The organism is Gluconacetobacter sacchari (genome assembly GCF_014174255.1).
GTDB classification, from domain to species: Bacteria; Pseudomonadota; Alphaproteobacteria; order Acetobacterales; family Acetobacteraceae; genus Gluconacetobacter; species Gluconacetobacter sacchari.
In genome coordinates, this window is record NZ_JABEQJ010000006.1 from 96,618 (window position 1) to 116,017 (window position 19,400).

The following is a 19,400-nucleotide window of genomic DNA, read 5'->3' on the forward strand; positions in this document are numbered from 1 at the left end:
ATGAATCGGTCATTCGCAACCCGGATGCAGAAACGGCCTGTAGATTCAGCCCGTCATGGCCCGTCTGGCAAGGCCGGACTGGTACTGGCGGCCTCGCTGGCCGGATTGGCCGCCTGCGCGGGGCCGGGTCCGCAGCCTGTCTCGGGCGTTCCGCCAGTGCCGGCCGCCGTGCCGCCCGGCCGGACGGTCGGTGTGCTGCTGCCGCTGAGTGGCGGCAATGCACGACTGGGCCAGGCGATGCTGGCGGCGACGCGCATGGCGCTGGGCAGCCCGACCGCCCCGCCGCTGGATGTCCGCGACACCGCCACGGGCGCGGCGCAGGCCGCGCAGGGGGCCCTGGCGGCGGGTGACGGCGTGATCCTGGGGCCGCTGACTGCCGCCGAGACCGCGCAGGCGGCGGCGGTGACCAGCGCGGCGTCGGTCCCGATGCTGGCTTATACCAGCGACGTGTCGGTGGGCCGCCCCGGCGTGTGGACGCTGGGAATCTCGCCGGAGCAGCAGGTCGGGCGGCTGGTGGCGGCGGCGCAGGCCGAGGGACGGCAGCATTTCGCCGCCTTCCTGCCCGATAGCGCGCTGGGCCACGCGATGGGGCGGGCGCTGATGCAGGACTGCGCGGCGCGGGGACTGGCCGCGCCCCAGATCGTCTATCATGCCGGCAGTTCCGCCAGCATCACGCAGGGCCTGAAGACATTATCCAATTACGACATGCGGGTCGCGGCGGCGCAGCCGGCCGCCCAGGCCGCGCTGCCGCCCGACGCGGCGGCAGCGGTCGATCCTGTTGGGGGGGCCGTGCCGCAGGCGCAGCCCGCGCCCGCCGCCTCGCCGCCGGGGCCGCCGCCGTTCGACGCGTTGCTGCTGGCCGATACCGGGCTGCAACTGGCGGCGGTGATCGACGCGCTGCGGTCCTTTCAGGTGATCGGTGTGCCGGCGGCGGTGCCGCCTGCCACGGCGGCAAATGGCGTTGCTGCTCCGCCCATGCCCTTGCCGGTGACGGCGAATGCGGGGACGCCGCAGGTGCGGATTCTGGGGACGGCGCTGTGGGCGTCGTTCGCCGGCAAGCTGGGACAGTTGCAGGGCGCATGGTATGCGGCGCCCGATCCGGCGGCGCGCCAGCGCTTCGTGCAGCTTTACATGGCGCGCTATCACACCATGCCGACGCCGCTGAGCGACCTGGCCTATGATGCCTCGGCACTGGTGGGGGCCCTGGATCGTGCGCGGCCGGCGGATCGGCCGAACGGCTATACGGTCGAGGCCCTGACGCGTCCGGATGGGTTTTCAGGTGTCGATGGCGTGTTCGGGCTGACGCCGGATGGCCAGACACGCCGCGATCTGGCGATTTTCCAGATCCAGCCCAGTGGCGGTGGGCGGATTGTCATCCCGGCGGCGGGGCGCCTGGCGCGGGAGCAGAGCTGAACGGGTGGAGCGTTGGAGGGCGACGCTGCTGGCGGGACGGGTCAGGCCGCCGCCGTCGCGCCGCAGGCCAGGACCGGGCGAATGGCATACAGTGCCGCCTCGAACGTCTTGAAGGTACCCAGCCGGTGGTCGCGCAGATTGTCGACCAGGACCCAGTTCATGCCTTCGGGGCGCAACAGATAGGCCGGGTCGGCGTTTTCACGGACCCAGACCAGCACATGTTCGATCGGCCCGTTGCCGGCGCGGGGCGAGACATCGACATCGCACAGCCCCATGCAGGTTCCGGCGTCCAGCCAGCGCATCAGATATTCCCGATGGCGGGGCAGGAAGTTCGCGCGCAGCGGAACGACGTTGTTGGTGGAGATGGTATGCGCCTTCAGGGTCATCGTCGCGGGCATCTGTCATGTCCTCGGAGTATGGGGCGGGCGAAGGGCACGCTAAATCGAGGGTTCGGCATTGCCAAATTGAATCTGGACTATCGCGCCACTCAAAGAGGCAGAAATTTAACGATGTGGCAAAAAAGCAATGATCCGTTACGGAATTGGCCTAATTTTAGGCGTCAAATAGTGCATTTGGTCAAAATGTAATCAACCCCTATTGGAGTGCGTCATCGCTTTGTCGCATTCGTAATATTTCTGTGCCCAGAATTAATGCGATTGTGAGACGAATCTGCCACGGACTGACCATGATCGGGGCGCGGGCAGGATCAGGGACGGGCTGATTTGGGCCAGCGGCGATGCAGCCACAGCCAACTGCCGGGACGGGCGCGGACCCAGCGTTCCAGCCGATCGTTGACGGCCTGGGTCAGGGCCAGGATGTCGGCCTGCCGGTCGCCGCTGTCGGGCAGGTGCAGCGGTGGCTCGACATGGATGCGCAGGCGGGCCGGGCCCAGCCGCTCGACATAGCCGGGGATGACGGCGCAGCGATAGCGCAGGGCCATGGCGGCCAGCGCGGGGGCGGTCATGGCCGGGTGGCCGAACAATCTGGCCTCGATCCCGTCATTCATCTTCTGGTCGATCAGCATGCCCAGCCGCCCGCCACGGGCGAGATGGGCAAGCGCGCCGCGCGCGCCGCGTGCGCCCTTGGCGAACATGGGGAGCGCCCGGCCCCCTGTCGCTCCGTCTCCTGTTGCAGCCTTCATTGCTGCCTCGCGCAGCGCGCGGATCATGTCGTCGACCAGCGGATTGCCGGCGGCGCGGTAGAACGAGGCGAAGGGCAGTCCGTGGCGGCCCACGGCGGGAGGCAGCATTTCCCAGTTGCCGATATGGCCGGACATGAAGATCACGGGGCCGCCGCGCGCCAACTGCGCGGCCAGATGTTCGGCCCCCACCACGTCCCAGCCGGGGCCGGACGGCGGATTTTCCTTCAGGGTGGGCAGGTGCGGAAATTCGCCCACCGTGCGGCCCAGATTGTCCCACACCGCGCGGATGATTGCCCGGCGTGCCGGGGCATCCAGTTCCGGCATCGCCAGGCGCAGGTTGGCGTCCGCGACGCGCGACACCGGCAGGCGGGGGCCGATGACGCGGCAGATCGCGCCGCCGACGTTCGAGGCGCCGACCGGGCCCAGGCGGCGCAGGAACGCCAGGGCGGCGCGGGCGGCCAGGGCCTCGGACCGCATCAGCAGCGTGACGGGACGGGACTCGGTCATGGGGTTTCGCCGTTCAGCCATCGGTCCAGCAGGTGTTCCGGCGCGTCGGGGTCGGTCCATTCCAGTCCGACGCCGATGGTGTGGATCTGCGCCCGCAACGACGGGGGCAGGCGTGCCGCGTCCTTGGGGGTGGTCAGCAGCATGGCGCCATGGGTCGCGGCCAGCGCGCGCAGGCGACGGAAGTCGCCTGGCGTGTAGGGGTGATGGTCGGCGAAGGGTACGCAGGCCGCCAGGCGGATGCCCTGGGCGCGCAGCCCGTCGAAGAATTTCCCCGGCCGGCCGATGCCGGCGAAGGCGACGGCCGGCCGGCCGGCCAGCAGCGGCACCGCGTCCTGCATCGCCAGAACCGCGCGCAGGACCGGCAGGCGGCCCGGCAGGCGGGGCAGCGCGCCGGTGAGATCGTCGCCGATCAGGATTGTGGCGTGCGCCCGGGCGACGCCGGCCGCGACCGGTTCGCGCAGGGGGCCGGCGGGGATGATATGGCCGTTGCCGAAGCCGTCGGCGCCGTCGATGACCAGCAGCTTCATGTCCTGATACAGGCCGGGATTCTGGAAGCCGTCATCCATCACCAGGCAGTCCGCGCCCTCGGCGAGCGCGGCGCGGGCGCCGGCCGCGCGATCGGCCGAGACGTGGGTGGGGGCGAGAGATGCCAGCAGCAGGGCCTCGTCCCCGACATCGGCGGCGGTGTGGCGGGTGGGATCGACCCGCAGCAGGCCGGAGCGGCGGCGGCCATAGCCGCGTGTCAGGACATGCACGCGCCTGCCGCGCGCTACCAGCCGCGTCAGCAGGTCCAGCGCCAGCGTCGTCTTGCCCGCGCCGCCGACGGTGAGGTTGCCGCAGCACAGGACCGGAATCGGGGCGTGCCAGCCCGGCCGGCGCAGCCGCCGCGCGGTGGCGTGGGCGTAGAGGGCGGCGGCGGGCGCCAGCAGCCGGGCCGGCCAGCCGCCATCCTCCCGGGACCAGAAGCGCGGGGCGCGCATCAGGGGACGTCCATCAGCGCCAGCAGGCGCGCGGCCAGGCGGTCGGGGAGGGTGGCGTCGGCCTGGCTGGCCGCCTGTGCCCGCTGTCCGGCCGCGACGGCGCGAGTGGGGTCGGCCAGCATCGTTTCCACCCATTCGGCCAGGGCGTCGGCATCGGGCACCGTTCGCACCGCCTCTCCCAGCCGGGCGAAGGCATCGAGAAAATTCCCGGTCAGGGGGCCGGTTGCCAGGGCGGCGCCGACGCGCGCCGGCTCCAGGGGATTGTGCCCGCCGCGCCGGCCGGGGCCCGGCAGGCTGTTGCCGATGAAGACGATCGGCACCGCCCGATAGAACAGGCCCAGTTCGCCCAGCGTGTCGCAAATCCAGAACGCGTCGTCCGGCCCGGGTTCCCGCCCCGCCGCGCGGCGGGGGGCGTGGTCCAGGCTGGCGGCGATGGCCGGACCGCGTTCGGGGTGGCGGGGCACGATCAGGGTGAGCAGGCCGGGGTGGCGCGCGCGGATCTGGCGGGCGGCCCGGACGATCTGCTCCTCCTCGCCCTCGTGGGTCGCGGCGGCCAGCCAGACCGGGCGGTCGGCGAGCAGGCCGCGCAGGCGGGCTAGCGCGACCGGATCGGCCGGTAGCGGCGGGGCCGCGCCCTTGAGGTCGCCCTCGACGCCGATCCGCGCGGCGCCCAGGGCGCGCAGGCGGGTGGCGTCGAGGGTCGATCGGGCGGCGATCCAGGCGAAGCGGCCCAGCATCCGGTCGGCCAGGCCGGGCACGCGGCTCCAGCCCGCCCGGGCGCGGTCGGACAGGCGCGCGTTCAGCAATGCCAGCGGGATGCCGGCCCGGTGGCAGGCCTCGACCAGGTTGGGCCAGAGTTCGCTTTCGGTCAGCGCCGCCGCGTCGGGGCGCCAATGGCGCAGGAAGCGGCCGACCCAGCGGGGCACGTCCAGCGGCACGAACTGGTGGAGGACCCGCGCGCCCTCCCGGGTGGCGGCCAGCCGCTGGTCCAGCAGCGTGGCGGCGGTGACGGTCGCGGTGGTGACCAGAACGCGCAGTGTGTCGTCACGGGCGAGCAATCGGGCGATCACCGGCAGGATCGACTGGGTTTCGCCCACGCTGGCCGCGTGCAGCCAGATCAGTTTTCCGGGCGGGCGGGGGCGGGGTGTCAGGCCCATGCGCTCGCGCAGGCGGCCGCGGATCTCCTTGCCTCGGGCCAGCCGCCGGTGCAGCAGCAGCGTCAGGGCCGGGGCCAGCAGGGTGGCCAGCGCGGCCCAGAGCCGTTGCGCCGCGCCGGCCCGGTTGCGGGCGGCCGCGTGCATGGCCGCGTCGAGGCCGGCGGCGAGCCTGGCGGGGGCGGTGTCCTGATTTGCGCGGGTGACCGTGATCGGTGCGCCGCAGACGATGCGGCCGCGCCCGAACGGCAGGGGGAGCATCATACGGTCCCAGCCGCCCAGCCGCCGGTTGGCGCACCAGCCGCCGACCGGCACGATCGGGGCGCCGGAGAGGCGTGACAGGCCGATCACGCCCTGTTCGACCTGTCGGCGCGGGCCGCGCGGGCCGTCGGGGGTGATGACGATCGGGGTGCCGGTCCGGAGCAGGGCCAGGAGCTGGCGCAGGGCGGCTGCTCCGCCCTTGTCCTTGCCTTTGCGGTCGGTGGAGCCGGCGACGGTGCCGGCGCCCCAGGGGGCGATGACGTCGGCGATCAGCCGGCCGTCGCGGTTGCGGCTGATCAGGACGTGGGGCCGCAGAGCGGGATTGCGGGAGGTGGACCACCAGAGCAGCGCCGGGGTCAGGGCCAATGCCTCATGCCAGAAGGCTACCAGCGCGCCCTGTCCTGTCAGGAGGGGATGTGCGTCGGGGTGGATGTCGAACGTCCAGCGCGTGGTGCCGATCGCCAGCCGCAGATAGGAGCGCAGCAGGCCGATGGCCGCCTTGCGGGCCACGCCCGCCGCCGTCAGGCGTTTCAGCATGCCGCGTCGTGTCATGTGCCCGGCGGTAGCATGGGTGTTCGCCGGGCGGAAGGGGCGATGGCGGCATCTCTGGCGGCGACCGGCAGCCGGTCGGGCCGTCAGAGAACCCGGCGCAGCGTGGCGCCTTCGGCGCGTTCGCCGCGCACCGAGGGCTGGTAGGCGGTGCGGAAGCGGGTGTGGGCGCGGGCCCAGACCTGCGGATCGCTGCCGGCGGGCAGGGCGACCGTCGAGACGCCGCAGCGGAGCAGGAATTCATATTGGTCGGGCAGGGGCTTGCCGGTGGCGCGGATTTCGCCGGCGAAGTGCAGGTGCTCGCGCAGCGCGCGGGCCTGGCTGAAGGCGCGGCCGTCGCGGAAGATGGGGAAGGTGACCGCCACCAGCGACAGGCGGGGCAGGACGGTGCGCAGGGTGGCGATTTCGGCGTCGGGCGGGAGCGCCACGCCCAACTGTTCGCCGGGGGGACGGGCCAGGCCCTCTTCGAGCCGGGAGAGCGGCACGATGACCGGGCCGGCGGCGGGGAGGAAGGCGTCCTGGTCGAGCGTGGTCCAGGGGTCGGGGACAAGCCGTCCGTTTTCAAGCAGTGGCATAGACGGCATCCTTGAACAGGGCGGCGCCCAGGCGCCGGTAGGTATCGAGGAAGCGCTCGCCCCCCGCGCGGTGGACCAGATAGGCATCGACCAGGCGGGCGATGGCGTCCACGGTGGCGTCCTCGGGCAGGGCCGGGCCGAGGATCTGGCCGACCGAGGCGTCGCTGCCCGGCGAGCCGCCCAGCGTGAGCTGGAAATATTCCTCGCCCTTCTTGTCCACGCCCAGGATGCCGATATGGCCGGCATGATGATGGCCGCAGGCATTGATGCAGCCCGAGATCTTGATCTCGATCGGGCCGATCGTCTCCTGCAACTCGGGGCTGGCGAAGCGGGCGCCGAGCTTCTGGGCGATCGGGATCGACCGCGCGTTGGCCAGCGCGCAGTAATCGAGCCCGGGGCAGGCGATGATGTCGCCGATCAGGCCGATATTGGCCGAGGCGAGGCCGGCCCCGCGCAACGCCTGCCAGACGACATGCAGTTCGTCCTGCCGGACATGGCCCAGGACCAGGTTCTGCATGTGGGTGACGCGGATCTCGCCGAAGGCGTGGCGGTCGGCGAGGTCGGCGACGAGGTCCATCTGCGCCGAGGTGGCGTCGCCGGGGATGCCGCCGGCGGGCTTGAGCGAGATGACGGCGGAGATATAGCCGGGCGCGCGGTGCGGGTGGGTGTTGGTGCGTACCCAGCGGTCGAATACCGGGTCGGCGCGGCGGGCGCGGTCGAGCTGCGCCGCCGCGTCGTCGGGCGCGTGCAGGTCCGGCGTGCCGAAGCGCGCGCGGATAGCGGCGACGGTTTCGGGCGGCAGGCGGTAGCGGGCGCGGTTCATGGCCGCGAATTCGGCATCGACTTTCTGGCGGTAGCCTTCGGTGCCCAGGGCCTGGACCAGGATCTTGATCCGCGCCTTGTAGATGTTGTCGCGGCGGCCGTACTCGTTATAGACGCGGACCATGGCCTCCAGATAGGCCAGCAGATCCTCTTCCGGCAGGTCGTCGCGCAGATGCACGCCGACGATCGGCGTGCGGCCCATGCCGCCGCCCACGAAGACGTCGAATTGCGTGCCGCCGTCGGGGGCGGGCTTGGCCACCAGGCCGATATCGTGGAAGCGGGCGGCGACGCGGTCGTTCGGGCTGCCGCTGATCGCGATCTTGAACTTGCGCGGCAGGAAGGTGAATTCCGGGTGCAGCGTGGACCATTGCCGCAGGATTTCGGCATGGACGCGCGGATCGACCAGCTCGTCCTGTGCCGCGCCCGCGAACTGGTCGCAGGTGACGTTGCGGATGCAGTTGCCGCTGGTCTGGATGGCGTGCATGTCGACATCGGCCAGGCGGGCCAGGATGTCGGGCGTGTCTTCCAGCCGGATCCAGTTGAACTGGAGATTCTGGCGGGTGGTGAAATGGCCGTAATCGCGGTCGTAGGTGCGGGCGATATGGGCCAGTTCGCGCAACTGGCGGGAGTCCAGCACGCCGTAGGGGACGGCGATCCGCAGCATGTAGGCGTGGAGTTGCAGATACAGGCCGTTCATCAGGCGCAGCGGCTTGAACTCGTCCTCGGACAGCGTGCCGGCGATGCGCCGGGCCACCTGGTCGCGGAACTGCTCCACCCGGTCGGCCAGGAAGGCGCGGTCCACCTGATCGTAGCCGTAATGTCCGATGGGCAGCGCGGGGGCGGGCAGGGTGTCAGGCATGGGCTTCGAGCTCGGCTGCGGGCGTGAAGTCGGGATGGACGGTGGGGCCGAAGGCGCGGATGCGCTCGCGCACCGTGACGGGAGTCGGCGTCGCGTCGTCGGATTCGATCTGCACGCCATAGACGCCCACCAGGCCGTCCTCCTGCTGGCGGGCGGTGGCCTGGGCGATCGCGGCTTCGATCTGCGTGTTCGGGATGATCCGGGCGTCGTCGATCAGCGTGGACCACGCGGCTTCGCCGACCTGCCAGACGATGCGCCCGTCGAGCAGCCGGTTGGCGGTGATCACGCTTGAACCGCCCGCCTCGCGGCGGTTGTTCCTGACATCGCTCACTGGTCCGTACCTCTTTTTCCCGTTCCGGCCGCCGCGGACAGGGTGTCGCCCTGTTCTACGAGGTCATTAAGGGTTTCATGGGCGCATTACAAGAGGAATGCACGATTATTGATCGTGCATTATATCCTGTGCTGGCGGCGGACGCCGTCGCTCAGCGCGACGCTGTCGGCCACGTAGGTGGCCAGGCGTTCCGCGACCGTGCCCACGCTGTCCTGGCCGGTGGGCAGATGCAGGTCGGGGGCGGCGGGGATGTCGTACGGGGCGTCGATCCCGGTGAAGCCGGTGATGCGGCCGGCGCGGGCGGCCTGGTAGAGGCCCTTGGGGTCGCGGGCTTCGCAGGTGGCCTGGTCGGCATCGACGAAGATTTCGTGGAAGCCTTCGCCCACCACCTGGCGCGCCAGGTCGCGGTCGGCGGCGCGGGGCGAGATCAGGGCGACCAGCACCACCTGGCCGGTTTCGGCCAGGATGCGGGCGACGGCGGCGGCGCGGCGCACGTTTTCGGTGCGGTCGGCTTCCGAGAAGCCGAGATCGGCGCACAGGCCGGCGCGCAGCGTGTCGCCGTCCAGCACCGAGACGTCGATCTTCCGTGCGAACAGGCGGGATTCCGCCGCGCGGGCGATCGTGCTCTTGCCGGCGCCGGGCAGGCCGGTCATCCAGAACACGCCGCCGCGATGGCCGCGCGCCTGGGCGCGGTCCCACAGCGAGACGGTGCTGTCGGTGGGGTGGATGGCCCTGGTGCCGCTGGCGATGTCGGCCGGGCCGATCAGCGGCGCGCCGCCGACGATGCGCTGGTGGCGATCGACCAGCACGCCGCGCCCGTCGGTGGTGCCGGGGGTGAAGGCGTCGAACAGGATGTTCTCCGACGTTGCCAGCGTGATCTCGGCGAAGCCCTCGGGGGGAACATGGTCGGAGGGGTGTTCCGTCAGATCGTCCAGGCGCACCACGGAATCGATCGAGGCCACGGTGACCTGATGCTCGGCGGTGGCGAGGCGCAGGCGGAAGCTCTCGCCGACGCGCAGGGGCTCCTGCCGCAGCCAGAACAGGCGCGAGCGGATGCGCGCGGTGCGGATCGGCGCCTCTTCCGGCCGGTGCAGCAGGTCGCCGCGATCGGGGATCACGTCCGGCTCCAGCGTGAGGGCGACCGACTGGCCGGCCACGGCGGAGATCTGCGGCGCGGTGTGCCAGCTTTCGATCGAGGCGACGCGGGCGGTGGTGCCGTGGGTGCCGATGACCAGCGTGTCGCCCACCGTGACGCGGCCGCGCTCGATGCGGCCGGCGACCACGCGCTTGCTGTCGAAGCGATAGACATCCTGCACCGGCAGGCGCAGAGGCAGGTCGGCGCGGCCGGCGGGGGACGGGACCAGGGCCAGGGCCTCGGTCAGGGTCGGGCCCTTGTACCATTCCATGTGCGGCGAGCGGGAGGCGATATTGTCGCCCTCGCGCGCCGAGGCGGGGATGAACAGGCTGGGTGCGATGTCGAGCTGCTTGAGCAGGTCCGCGACGGATTGTTCGGAAGCGGCGATCTTCTGCTCGTCATAATCCAGCAGGTCGACCTTGTTCATCAGCACGATCACGTGGCGGATGCCGATCAGGCGCAGCAGCATCGCGTGGCGGCGCGTCTGTTCCTGCGCGCCCTCGGCGGCGTCGACCACCAGCACGGCGGCCTCGGCGTCGGCGGCGCCGGTGATCATGTTGCGCAGGAACTGGCGGTGGCCGGGTGCGTCGACGATCACGAACTGGCGGTCGCCCAGCAGGAACGGGATGCGGGTGGAATCGACCGTGACGCCCTGGTCGCGCTCGATCTGCAGGCTGTCGAGCAGGAAGCTCCACTCCACCTTCAGCCCGCGCTTGCGGCTGGATTCGATGATCTGCGCCACCCGGCCCTCGGGCAGGTTGTCGGTGTCATGCAGCAGGCGGCCGATCAGGGTCGACTTGCCGTGATCGACATGGCCAACGATGACGATGGGGGTGGCCGCGTCCTGGCGGAGGATATCGTTGCTCATGATGTGTCTCGATCCGTCCGCTGGGGTCACAGATAGCCGGCGACGCGCAGCCGCTCGAATGCATCTTCCGATTCATGGTCCATGGCGCGGCCGGCGCGCTCGGAGGTGCGGGTGGTCTGGAGTTCGGCGATCACCTCGGCGACCGTCGCGGCCTCGCTCTCGATCGGGCTGGTGATGTCCTGGTCGCCCAGCGAGCGGTAGCGCTTGCCGTCCTTGGCGAAATACAGGTCGACCAGCGGGATGCCCTCGCGCTCGATATAGCGCCAGATGTCGATCTCGCGCCAGGACAGCAGCGGGTGGACGCGGATATGCACGCCCTCCTCATGCGGGGTGGCGTACTGGTCCCAGAATTCGGGGGGCTGGTTGCGGACGTCCCATTTATGGCTCGATCCGCGCGGGCTGAACACGCGCTCCTTGGCGCGGGTGGCCTGTTCGTCGCGGCGGATGCCGGCGATGACGCCTTCCAGCTTGTATTTCTCGATCATCGCGGCCAGGCCGGCGGTCTTGCGCGCGGCGGAGCGGGCGGCCGGGGGCAGGGTCGGGTCGATCTCCTCGACCGGGGGGCAGTCGCCCAGCAGCAGTTCCAGCTCCCATTTCTTTACATATTCGTCGCGGAAGCGGTACATTTCGGGGAATTTCTTGCCGGTATCGACATGCATCACCGGAAAGGGCACCCGGCCGAGGAACGCCTTGCGCGCCAGCCACAGCATGACGTTGGAATCCTTGCCCAGCGACCACAGCATGGCCAGCGGCTTCAGCTTCCGGTACGCCTCGCGCAGGATGTAGATGCTCTGGGCTTCGAGTTGGTCGAGATCGTCCATGGGGCGCTACCTTACAGGTTCGGCGAGGAAAGGATGGCGGTCGCGACGGCGGCCGGCGCGTGGATGCCGCATTCGGTCTTGGCCAGGCCGGCCCAGCGGCCGGCGCGGGGGTCCTCGCCCTCGGCGACCGGCCGCGTGCAGGGCGCGCAGCCGATCGAGCGATAGCCGAGCGCGCCGAGCGGGTGGCGCGGCAGGTCGCGGCGGGTGATTTCCGCGTCGAGTTCCGCCGCGGTCCAGCCGGCCAGGGGGTTGATCTTGAAGCGGCCGTCCGCCTGGCGCTCGATCACCGGCAGGTGGGAGCGGGTGGCGGCCTGGGCGCGCTTGCGGCCGGTGATCCAGGCGTCGAAGGGGATGATCGCCTCGTCCAGCGGCTCGACCTTGCGCAGGGCGCAGCAGGCGTCGGGGTCGAACGCCCAGAGCTGGCCCTGGGGGTCGCGGGCCGCGATCTGTGCCGGGTCCGGGTGGAGGCTGCGGACATCGGTCAGGCCGAGCCGCGCGGCAAGCTGGTCGCGATAGGCGAGCGTTTCGGGGAAATGCTGGCCGGTTTCCAGGAACAGCACCGGCACCGCCGGGTCGATCTCGGCCGCCATGGCCAGAAGCACGGCCGATTCGGTGCCGAAGGACGATACGAGGCCGATGCGCCCCCGTTCCGTGCCGCCGAGTGCCGCGCGCAGGATCGCCGGGGCGTCCTCGCCGGCGGCTTCGATGGCATCAAGGGTCGATGGCGCGATAGGCATGGGGCGGATCCATATCCTCAATGCACGAACTTCAATCGTGCTTTGAGGGGGATCTAGTCGGTCTTCGATCGATATTCAAGTGAAATATACGGCCTATTGTCGTGGTATTTGCGACATGCCTGCCATGCCGGCCCTTCATCGGCTCATGAGAACGGGGATTTCGGCATTCTCCAGAACGTGGCGGGTGACGCCGCCCAGGATCAACTGGCGCAGGCGGGAGTGGGAATAGGCGCCCATGGCCAGCATGTCGGCGCCGAAATCGGTGCAGGCCGACAGCAGGCTGGCGCCCACGGTTTCGTCCGGGTCGCCGAATTCCACCAGGTCGGCGTGGATGCCGTGGATGGTCAGGTAGTCGGCGGCGTCGCGCGCCTCGGGGCCCCGGCGCTGGTAGTCGCCGGAATAGAGGACGCGGACCGCCTCGGCCTCGGCCGCCCAGGGCAGGATATGGTGCAGGGCCGCCGTGGCTTCCGAGGTGCCGTTCCAGGCGATGCAGATCCGCCGGCCGGCGGCGGTGGGCGCGCGGCGGGGGGCGATGACCACCGGGCGGCCGCTGTCGAACAGGATGGCGTGCAGGGTCTCGGACGACGAGATCTCCTCGCCCGAATCCGGGTGGGGGACCACGGTGACGTCCGACAGGCGGGCGCGGTAGGTGACGACCTCGTGCTCGCGGCCCGTCATGGTGACCAGGCTGGCCGACGCGCTGCCGACGGGATTGCCGTGGAAGGGCGGGATCGCGTCGGTGACCGTGATGCCGTGCGTGGCGGTGAAGCGGGAAAAGACCTCGCGCACCGCCAGCGCGCGGCGGGAGCCTTCGCGCTCGGCGGCGGACATCATTTCCTCGACCATCGCGCCGGACAGGCCTTCACCGGCCAGCGGGGCGACGTCGCGGCTGTCGGCGCGGACATGCAGCGCCGCGATATGGCCGCCGAACTGGCGCGCGAAGGCCAGGCCGGTGGCCAGCGCGGCCTCGGCATTGGACGTTCCGTTCAGGGGTAGAAGGATTTTCTGTATCGTCTTCAATGCTATTCTCCAGCAATCCTGAGGGAACGTCGGGGGAGGGAAGAGGCTAGGGGTAGAGGCGCGTCGTCTCCCAGCCGGTATCCGTGCGGAGCCAGATCGCGCGATCGTGCAGCCGGTGGGCGCGATTCTGCCAGAATTCAATGCGCTCCGGCGCCAGCCGGAAACCGGACCAGTCGGCCGGGCGCGGAATCGGCGCGCCTTCGGGGTAGCGGGCCTCTTCCAGGGCCAGGCGGCGCTCGAACAGCGCGCGGTCGGGCAGCGGACGGGACTGGTCGGAAGCGATGGCGCCCAGCCGCGACAGGCGCGAGCGGCTGGCGAAATAGGCATCGGCCTCGGCGTCGGTGACGGGTTCGACCGGGCCCTCGATCCGGATCTGCCGCATCAGGCTCTTCCAGTGGAACAGCAGGGCGGCATGGGGGTTTTCGGCCAGTTCGCCGGCCTTGCGGCTTTCAAGGTTGGTATAGAAGACGAAGCCGCGCGGATCGGCGCCCTTCAGCAGGATCATCCGCACCGACGGCCGCCCGTCGCGGGTGGCGGTGGCCAGGGCCATGGCGTTGGGATCGTTGGGTTCGGCCGCTTCGGCGGCGCGCATCCACTCGGCGAAGAGGGTATAGGGATCGGCATCCAGGTCGATCAGCTTCACGGTCATAGACGATCAATCCCATTTCTGCCGGGTGGACCGGAGCGCGGACATGGCCATCATGCCACGCATCGGGTGAAACCGTGCCCTCCCGTGGCTCGGACCTTGTCCGACGCGCGCGCTTGTGCAACCACGGCGCCATTCAGATCATGCCATATTCCATTCAGTCCGAGGATTCTATCATGTCAGATGGCGCGTCCAAAGCCCCGGCCACGGGTACCCTGATGAAAGGCAAGCGCGGACTCGTGATGGGCGTGGCCAACGACCGCTCCATCGCCTGGGGCATCGCGAATGCCGTCGCGGCGCAGGGCGCGGAACTGGCCTTTACCTACCAGGGCGAGGCGCTGGGCAAGCGGGTCCGTCCGCTGGCGGAGCGCGTGGGATCGTCGCTGGTGCTGTCCTGCGACGTGTCCGACGACGCCGCGATCGACGAGACCTTCGCCAGGATCGAGGAAGAGTGGGGGACGCTGGATTTCCTGGTCCATGCCATCGGCTGGGCGGACAAGCAGTATCTGCGCGGGCGCTATGTGGATACGCCGCGCGAGGCGTTCCTGACCGCGCTGGATATCTCCTGCTACTCGTTCACCGCCGTCGCGCGGCGGGCGGCGCGGCTGATGCCCAATGGCGGGTCGATGCTGACCCTGACCTATCTGGGCGCCGAGAAGGTGATGCCGCATTACAATGTCATGGGCGTGGCCAAGGCGGCGCTGGAGGCCTCGGTGCGCTACATGGCCGCCGACCTGGGCCGGGACGGCATTCGCGTCAACGGGATCTCGGCCGGGCCGATCATGACGCTGGCCGCCAACGGGATCGGCGATTTCCGCTATATCCTGAAATGGAACCAGTACAACGCGCCGATGGAGCGCAACGTGGCGCTGGAGGAAGTCGGCGGCGCGGGGCTGTATATGCTCTCCGACCTGTCGGGCGGCGTGACCGGCGAGATCCACCATGTCGATTGCGGTTACAATATCGTGGGCATGAAGAACCCCACGGCGCCGGATATCAGCGTATCCGGCGATTGAGAGCGTGCCTTCGGGCATGAGCGGGGGGATGTCGGGGCATGTCGGATAACAGTTTCGGGCATCTGTTCCGGGTGACGACCTGGGGGGAGAGCCATGGGCCGGCCATCGGCTGCGTGATCGATGGCTGCCCGCCGCGCATCGCGTTATCCGAGGCCGATATCCAGCCGTGGCTGGACCAGCGGCGGCCCGGCCAGTCGAAATTCACCACCCAGCGGCAGGAGCCCGATAGCGTCGAGATCCTGTCCGGCGTGTTCGAGGGGCGGACGACCGGGACCCCGATTTCGCTGCTGATCCGCAATGTGGACCAGCGGTCGCGCGATTACGGCGATATCGCCGAACGCTACCGGCCGGGCCATGCCGATGTGGCCTATGACCTGAAATACGGCATTCGCGATTATCGCGGCGGCGGGCGGTCCTCGGCCCGCGAGACCGCGATGCGGGTGGCGGCGGGGGCCGTCGCGCGGCAGGTGCTGGGGGCGGGCATACGGATTCGTGCCGCGCTGGTGCAGGTCGGCACGCATCGCATCGACCGGGGGCGCTGGAACTGGGATTCGGTCGGCGACAACCCGTTCTTCTGTCCGGACCCGGAGACGGTGCCGGTGTGGGAGGCGTATCTGGGCGCGGTGCGCAAGGCCGGGTCGTCGGTCGGCGCGGTGGTCGAAATCGTGGCCGAGGGGGTGCCGCCGGGATTGGGGGCGCCGATCTATGGCAAGCTGGATTCCGACCTGGCGATGGCGCTGATGAGCATCAATGCCGTGAAGGGGGTCGAGATCGGCGACGGGTTCGCCGCCGCCGCCCTGACCGGTGAGGAAAATGCCGACCCGATGCGGATGGAGGACGGGCGGCTGGTCTTCGCCGCCAACCATGCCGGGGGGGTGCTGGGAGGGATTTCCACCGGCCAGGCGCTGGTGGCGCGGTTTGCGGTGAAGCCGACCAGTTCGATCCTGACGCCGGTTGCCTCGGTGACGCGGGGTGGGGAGAATGTGGAGGTTTCGACGCGCGGGCGCCATGACCCGTGCGTGGGGATCCGCGCCGTGCCGGTGGGCGCGGCGATGATGGCCTGCGTGCTGGCCGATCATCTGCTGCGCCATCGAGGTCAGACCGGGCACGATCCGCGCCTGGCCTGACGGGGAAGGATCAGGCCTTCAGCGTTGCGTCCAGCGTGATCGTGGCGTTCAGCAGCTTGGAGATCGGGCAGCCGGCCTTGGCCTTGGCTGCGAGTTCCTGGAACTGCGCCTCGGTGACGCCGGGGATGGTGGCCGTGAGCGTCAGGTGGGCGGCGGTGACCGCGAAGCCCTCGGACTGCTTTTCCAGCGAGATGACCGATTTCGCGTCCAGGGCGGTGGCGGTGAGGCCGGCGCCGCCGAGGATACCCGACAGGGCCATGGCGAAGCAGGCGGCGTGCGAGGCGCCGATCAGTTCCTCGGGGTTGGTGCCGGCCACGCCTTCGAAGCGGGTGTTGAAGCCGTAGGGCTGGTTGGACAATGCCCCGCTTTCGGTCGAGACGGTGCCCTTGCCGTCCTTGATGCTGCCTTCCCAGTGGGCGGTGCCGAATTTCTTGATGGTCATGGTGTCGGTTCCTTCGATGGTTGGGGAGCGCGCGACCATAACGCGGCGTGCGGCCGGATGGACCCGCCCGGGCGCGCACGATCGGGTGAAAGCCCGGGCCCGTGAAAGCGTGGGCCCGTGAAAGCGTGGGCCCGTGAAAGCGCGGGGCGCACCCGCCGCCTGTTGCGTGTGGCGTGCGCCGGTGTCATAGGACGACCGACCGTGACAGGGATATTGCCCGCGTCCTGCAATCGTTCATGAACGGAATGTCCGCCCGCGCAATGGACCAGACACCGCCCACCCAGATCGAGCACGCGCACATGCTGTTCCCCGACGGGATGCAGTTGGAATGCGGTTTCCGGCTGGCGCCGGTGCGGGTCGCCTATCGGACCTATGGCACCCTGTCGGCGGCGCGGGACAATGCGATCGTGGTCTGCCATGCCCTGACCGGCGACCAGTATCTGGCGGAGACCCATCCGCTGACCGGCAAGCCGGGCTGGTGGGGCCGCATGGTCGGGCCGGGATTGCCGATCGATACCGACCGCTTCTTCGTCATCTGCATGAACGTGCTGGGCGGCTGCATGGGCTCGACCGGGCCGCGCGACGCGCGGCCCGATGGGCCCGGCGAACCGTGGGGCACCGATTTTCCGCCGGTCACCATCCGCGACATGGTGCGGGCGCAGAGGCTGGTGATCGACGCGCTGGGCATTTCCCGGCTGTTCGCCGTGATCGGCGGATCGATGGGCGGGATGCAGGTGCTGGAATGGGCTGCGACCTTTCCCGACATGGTGTTCGCCGCGATGCCGATCGCGACCTCGCCCTTTCATTCGGCGCAGAACATCGCCTTCAACGAGGTCAGCCGGCAGGCGATCTTCGCCGATCCGGAGTGGCATGGCGGGCGGTACTGGGAACAGGGGGCGGTGCCGGCGCGCGGGCTGGCGGTGGCGCGGATGATGGCGCACATCACCTATCTGTCCGAGGAGGCGCTGACGCGGAAATTCGGCCGCCGGGTGCGGCGCGACCCGTACAACCAGGCGGGGGCGCTGTCGCTGTTCGGCGAGATCTTCGAGGTGGAGAGCTATCTGCGGCACCAGGGGTCGTCGTTCGTGCGGCGCTTCGATGCCAATTCCTACCTGACCATCACGCGGGCCATGGATTATTTCGACCTGGGGGCCGACCATGACGGGGACCCGTCGCGGCCCTTCCATGGCACGCGCACCCGCTTCTGCCTCGTCTCGTTCACCTCCGACTGGCTGTTCCCGACCTCGCAGGCGCGGCTGCTGGCCCGCGCGCTGAACCGCGCGGCGGCCAACGTGTCGTTCGTCGAGATCGAGAGCGACAAGGGGCATGACGCCTTTCTGCTGGATGAGCCGGATTTCGACCGGACGGTGCGCGGCTTTCTGTCCGGTGCCGCCGAACATGCGCGGATCGGCTGAGCCATGCGCCTCGACCAGCGGCTGATCGCCGACATGATCCGTCCCGGCACGCGGGTTCTCGACATCGGCAGCGGTGACGGGGCGTTGCTGGATTATCTGTTCCGCACCCGTGGCTGCGACGCGCGGGGGATCGAGATCGACATGGGCGAGGTCACGCGCTCGGTGGCGCACGGGCTGCCGGTGATGCATGGCGATGCCGACCACGATCTGGCGCATTACCCCGACGAGGCGTTCGACTACGTGGTGTTGCAGCGCACGCTCCAGGCGGTCGAACGGCCGCGCGAGGTGCTGCGGCAGATGCTGCGGATCGGGCGGCATGCCATCGTCTCGTTTCCCAATTTCGGCCATTGGCAATTGCGGCTGAAGCTGCTGACGACCGGGCGCATGCCGATGACGACGGTATGGCATACGCCGTGGTACCAGACGCCGAACATCCATCCCTGCACCATCCTCGATTTCCTGATGCTGTGCCGGGAGGAAGGCTATGTGGTCGAGCAGTGGATGGCGGTGGACGAGGTTGGCGAGCGCGCGCCCTGGCGCCGGTCGATCCGTCTGGCCAACCTGTTCGGCGAGCAGGCCCTGTTCCTGCTGCGGCGCAGGGGGCACTGAGCCGGTGCCGCAGAGCACGGTGACTCGGCCGTGACCGGCCAGCGTACCGTGCTGGTCGGGATCGACGGCGGCGGAACGGGGACGCGCCTGCGGCTGGCGACGCTCGAGGGCACGCTGCTGGCCGGAGGGGAGGGCGGGTCCGCCAATGTCGCCACCGATGCCGGACAGGCGTGGGAGTCGCTGCGCCAGGCGCTGGATCTGGCACTGTCCCGGGCGGGCCTGCTGGGGGCGGAGCCCCGCCTGGTCGCCGTCGCGGGGTTGGCGGGGGCCGAGGTGAGCGGCGCTGTGGCGCGCTTCATGGCGCGGCCGCCGCTGTTCGCGCGGCTGCGCATCGTCTCGGATGCCTATACTTCCTGCGTCGGGGCGCATGCCGGGCGCGACGGCGCCATGATCGCCGCCGGCACCGGGATGGTCGGGCTGGCCGTTGCGGGCGGGACGATCCGGCGGGTCGGGGGCTGGGGCTTTCCGCAGGGGGACGAGGGCGGGGGCGCCTGGATCGGGCTGGAAGCCGTTCGGCTGATGCTGCGGGCCGGCGACGGCCGCGCGCCCCGGTCGCTGTTGAGCGAGGCTGTGCGGGCGCGGCTGGCGGATGAGGGCGCGGAGCCGATGGTATGGGCGGTCGGCGCCCGGGCCGCCGATTTCGCGCGGCTGACGCCGCTGGTCGGCAGGCTGGCCGGTGAGGGCGACGCGGAGGCACGTGGCCTGCTGGGCCGGGCGGGGGCGGAAATCGATGCGCTGCTGGTCGCGCTGCGTGCGGCGGAGGGGTTCGGGACGTTGCCCTGCTGCCTGCTGGGCGGGCTGGGGCCGGTACTCCTGCCCTATCTGTCCGACGTGACGCGGGCGGCCCTGTCGGCGCCCCGGGGCAACGCCCTCGACGGCGCGATGCTGCTGGCGCGGCGGTTGTGCGACACGCCCCCGTGAGGCGGTGGGCAGCCTTGCGGCAATAAGGACTTGCGGCCGGGGCGGCATGCG

Annotated in this window: 19 protein-coding genes; 6 read left to right on the forward strand and 13 right to left on the reverse strand. The window is 70.2% G+C overall.

Annotation, left to right across the window (positions count from 1 at the left end; translation table 11 throughout):
- On the forward strand, window positions 1–1,413 hold the full coding sequence (locus HLH48_RS06510) for a penicillin-binding protein activator (RefSeq protein ID WP_182996689.1): 1,413 nt from the start codon (window positions 1–3) through the stop codon (window positions 1,411–1,413).
- A gap of 41 nt (window positions 1,414–1,454) precedes the next feature.
- Here the strand turns inward: HLH48_RS06510 and HLH48_RS06515 are convergent, their stop codons facing one another.
- The 12 genes from HLH48_RS06515 to pdxH all read right to left on the reverse strand — a co-directional run bounded on the left by HLH48_RS06515 (window position 1,455) and on the right by pdxH (window position 13,822).
- Complete coding sequence (locus tag HLH48_RS06515; RefSeq protein WP_182996690.1) at window positions 1,455–1,811, reverse strand: hypothetical protein; 357 nt, start codon at window positions 1,809–1,811, stop codon at window positions 1,455–1,457.
- Between the two features lie 308 nt (window positions 1,812–2,119).
- Entirely contained in the window at window positions 2,120–3,061 is a 942-nt protein-coding gene (locus HLH48_RS06520; RefSeq protein ID WP_182996691.1) for a lysophospholipid acyltransferase family protein, read from the reverse strand.
- Window positions 3,058–4,041 carry a tetraacyldisaccharide 4'-kinase gene (gene lpxK / locus HLH48_RS06525; RefSeq protein ID WP_182996692.1) on the reverse strand — a complete coding sequence of 328 codons (984 nt, stop codon included), beginning with the start codon at window positions 4,039–4,041 and terminating at the stop codon, window positions 3,058–3,060. Before lpxK ends, HLH48_RS06520 begins: the two co-directional genes overlap by 4 nt.
- The gene (locus tag HLH48_RS06530; protein ID WP_182996693.1) at window positions 4,041–5,993 is read right to left on the reverse strand and encodes a glycosyltransferase N-terminal domain-containing protein; all 1,953 of its coding nucleotides are present in this window, start codon (window positions 5,991–5,993) and stop codon (window positions 4,041–4,043) included. Before HLH48_RS06530 ends, lpxK begins: the two co-directional genes overlap by 1 nt.
- A gap of 98 nt (window positions 5,994–6,091) precedes the next feature.
- Window positions 6,092–6,580, reverse strand: a complete 489-nt coding sequence (locus tag HLH48_RS06535; protein ID WP_182996694.1) for a DUF934 domain-containing protein — start codon at window positions 6,578–6,580, stop codon at window positions 6,092–6,094.
- Window positions 6,567–8,261, reverse strand: a complete 1,695-nt coding sequence (locus HLH48_RS06540) for a nitrite/sulfite reductase (protein WP_182996695.1) — start codon at window positions 8,259–8,261, stop codon at window positions 6,567–6,569. Before HLH48_RS06540 ends, HLH48_RS06535 begins: the two co-directional genes overlap by 14 nt.
- Window positions 8,254–8,592: a DUF2849 domain-containing protein gene (locus HLH48_RS06545; protein WP_182996696.1), complete on the reverse strand. Its 339-nt coding sequence runs from the start codon at window positions 8,590–8,592 to the stop codon at window positions 8,254–8,256. Before HLH48_RS06545 ends, HLH48_RS06540 begins: the two co-directional genes overlap by 8 nt.
- A 119-nt stretch (window positions 8,593–8,711) precedes the next feature.
- Entirely contained in the window at window positions 8,712–10,595 is a 1,884-nt protein-coding gene (gene cysC / locus HLH48_RS06550) for an adenylyl-sulfate kinase (protein WP_182996697.1), read from the reverse strand.
- A 26-nt stretch (window positions 10,596–10,621) separates the two neighbouring features.
- Window positions 10,622–11,416 carry a sulfate adenylyltransferase subunit CysD gene (cysD, locus tag HLH48_RS06555; RefSeq protein ID WP_182996698.1) on the reverse strand — a complete coding sequence of 265 codons (795 nt, stop codon included), beginning with the start codon at window positions 11,414–11,416 and terminating at the stop codon, window positions 10,622–10,624.
- Between the two features lie 11 nt (window positions 11,417–11,427).
- Complete coding sequence (locus HLH48_RS06560; protein ID WP_182996699.1) at window positions 11,428–12,153, reverse strand: phosphoadenylyl-sulfate reductase; 726 nt, start codon at window positions 12,151–12,153, stop codon at window positions 11,428–11,430.
- Between the two features lie 135 nt (window positions 12,154–12,288).
- Window positions 12,289–13,173, reverse strand: a complete 885-nt coding sequence (locus HLH48_RS06565; RefSeq protein WP_182996700.1) for a universal stress protein — start codon at window positions 13,171–13,173, stop codon at window positions 12,289–12,291.
- Between the two features lie 46 nt (window positions 13,174–13,219).
- Entirely contained in the window at window positions 13,220–13,822 is a 603-nt protein-coding gene (gene pdxH, locus HLH48_RS06570) for a pyridoxamine 5'-phosphate oxidase (RefSeq protein ID WP_182996701.1), read from the reverse strand.
- A 173-nt stretch (window positions 13,823–13,995) separates the two neighbouring features.
- Here pdxH and fabI point away from each other — a divergent pair, with 173 nt between their 5' ends.
- Both fabI and aroC read left to right on the forward strand, forming a co-directional pair.
- Window positions 13,996–14,835, forward strand: a complete 840-nt coding sequence (gene fabI / locus HLH48_RS06575; RefSeq protein ID WP_182996702.1) for an enoyl-ACP reductase FabI — start codon at window positions 13,996–13,998, stop codon at window positions 14,833–14,835.
- A 38-nt stretch (window positions 14,836–14,873) separates the two neighbouring features.
- Window positions 14,874–15,962: a chorismate synthase gene (gene aroC, locus HLH48_RS06580; RefSeq protein ID WP_182996703.1), complete on the forward strand. Its 1,089-nt coding sequence runs from the start codon at window positions 14,874–14,876 to the stop codon at window positions 15,960–15,962.
- A 10-nt stretch (window positions 15,963–15,972) separates the two neighbouring features.
- Here the strand turns inward: aroC and HLH48_RS06585 are convergent, their stop codons facing one another.
- The gene (locus tag HLH48_RS06585; RefSeq protein ID WP_182996704.1) at window positions 15,973–16,404 is read right to left on the reverse strand and encodes an OsmC family protein; all 432 of its coding nucleotides are present in this window, start codon (window positions 16,402–16,404) and stop codon (window positions 15,973–15,975) included.
- A 260-nt stretch (window positions 16,405–16,664) separates the two neighbouring features.
- On the opposite strand from HLH48_RS06585, the gene metX reads away from it, so the two are divergent.
- From metX to HLH48_RS06600, 3 genes are read left to right on the forward strand one after another with little or no spacing between them, the layout of a single operon-like run.
- On the forward strand, window positions 16,665–17,819 hold the full coding sequence (gene metX, locus HLH48_RS06590) for a homoserine O-acetyltransferase MetX (protein ID WP_182996753.1): 1,155 nt from the start codon (window positions 16,665–16,667) through the stop codon (window positions 17,817–17,819).
- A gap of 3 nt (window positions 17,820–17,822) precedes the next feature.
- Window positions 17,823–18,428, forward strand: a complete 606-nt coding sequence (metW, locus tag HLH48_RS06595) for a methionine biosynthesis protein MetW (protein ID WP_182996705.1) — start codon at window positions 17,823–17,825, stop codon at window positions 18,426–18,428.
- 30 nt (window positions 18,429–18,458) lie between these two features.
- Complete coding sequence (locus HLH48_RS06600; RefSeq protein WP_182996706.1) at window positions 18,459–19,349, forward strand: BadF/BadG/BcrA/BcrD ATPase family protein; 891 nt, start codon at window positions 18,459–18,461, stop codon at window positions 19,347–19,349.
- The last annotated feature ends 51 nt before the right edge of the window (window positions 19,350–19,400 follow it).

Excerpts from the sequence above, each read along its gene's own strand:
- cysC (WP_182996697.1), bottom strand. The coding sequence starts at position 10,595 with ATGAGCAACGATATCCTCCGCCAGGACGCGGCCACCCCCATCGTCATC.
- HLH48_RS06530 (WP_182996693.1), bottom strand. The coding sequence starts at position 5,993 with ATGCTGAAACGCCTGACGGCGGCGGGCGTGGCCCGCAAGGCGGCCATC.
- HLH48_RS06510 (WP_182996689.1), top strand. The coding sequence starts at position 1 with ATGAATCGGTCATTCGCAACCCGGATGCAGAAACGGCCTGTAGATTCA.
- HLH48_RS06520 (WP_182996691.1), bottom strand. The coding sequence starts at position 3,061 with ATGACCGAGTCCCGTCCCGTCACGCTGCTGATGCGGTCCGAGGCCCTG.
- HLH48_RS06585 (WP_182996704.1), bottom strand. The coding sequence starts at position 16,404 with ATGACCATCAAGAAATTCGGCACCGCCCACTGGGAAGGCAGCATCAAG.
- cysD (WP_182996698.1), bottom strand. The coding sequence starts at position 11,416 with ATGGACGATCTCGACCAACTCGAAGCCCAGAGCATCTACATCCTGCGC.
- HLH48_RS06535 (WP_182996694.1), bottom strand. The coding sequence starts at position 6,580 with ATGCCACTGCTTGAAAACGGACGGCTTGTCCCCGACCCCTGGACCACG.
- metX (WP_182996753.1), top strand. The coding sequence starts at position 16,665 with ATGGACCAGACACCGCCCACCCAGATCGAGCACGCGCACATGCTGTTC.
- fabI (WP_182996702.1), top strand. The coding sequence starts at position 13,996 with ATGTCAGATGGCGCGTCCAAAGCCCCGGCCACGGGTACCCTGATGAAA.
- aroC (WP_182996703.1), top strand. The coding sequence starts at position 14,874 with ATGTCGGATAACAGTTTCGGGCATCTGTTCCGGGTGACGACCTGGGGG.
- HLH48_RS06560 (WP_182996699.1), bottom strand. The coding sequence starts at position 12,153 with ATGCCTATCGCGCCATCGACCCTTGATGCCATCGAAGCCGCCGGCGAG.
- pdxH (WP_182996701.1), bottom strand. The coding sequence starts at position 13,822 with ATGACCGTGAAGCTGATCGACCTGGATGCCGATCCCTATACCCTCTTC.
- HLH48_RS06540 (WP_182996695.1), bottom strand. The coding sequence starts at position 8,261 with ATGCCTGACACCCTGCCCGCCCCCGCGCTGCCCATCGGACATTACGGC.
- HLH48_RS06515 (WP_182996690.1), bottom strand. The coding sequence starts at position 1,811 with ATGCCCGCGACGATGACCCTGAAGGCGCATACCATCTCCACCAACAAC.
- lpxK (WP_182996692.1), bottom strand. The coding sequence starts at position 4,041 with ATGCGCGCCCCGCGCTTCTGGTCCCGGGAGGATGGCGGCTGGCCGGCC.
- metW (WP_182996705.1), top strand. The coding sequence starts at position 17,823 with ATGCGCCTCGACCAGCGGCTGATCGCCGACATGATCCGTCCCGGCACG.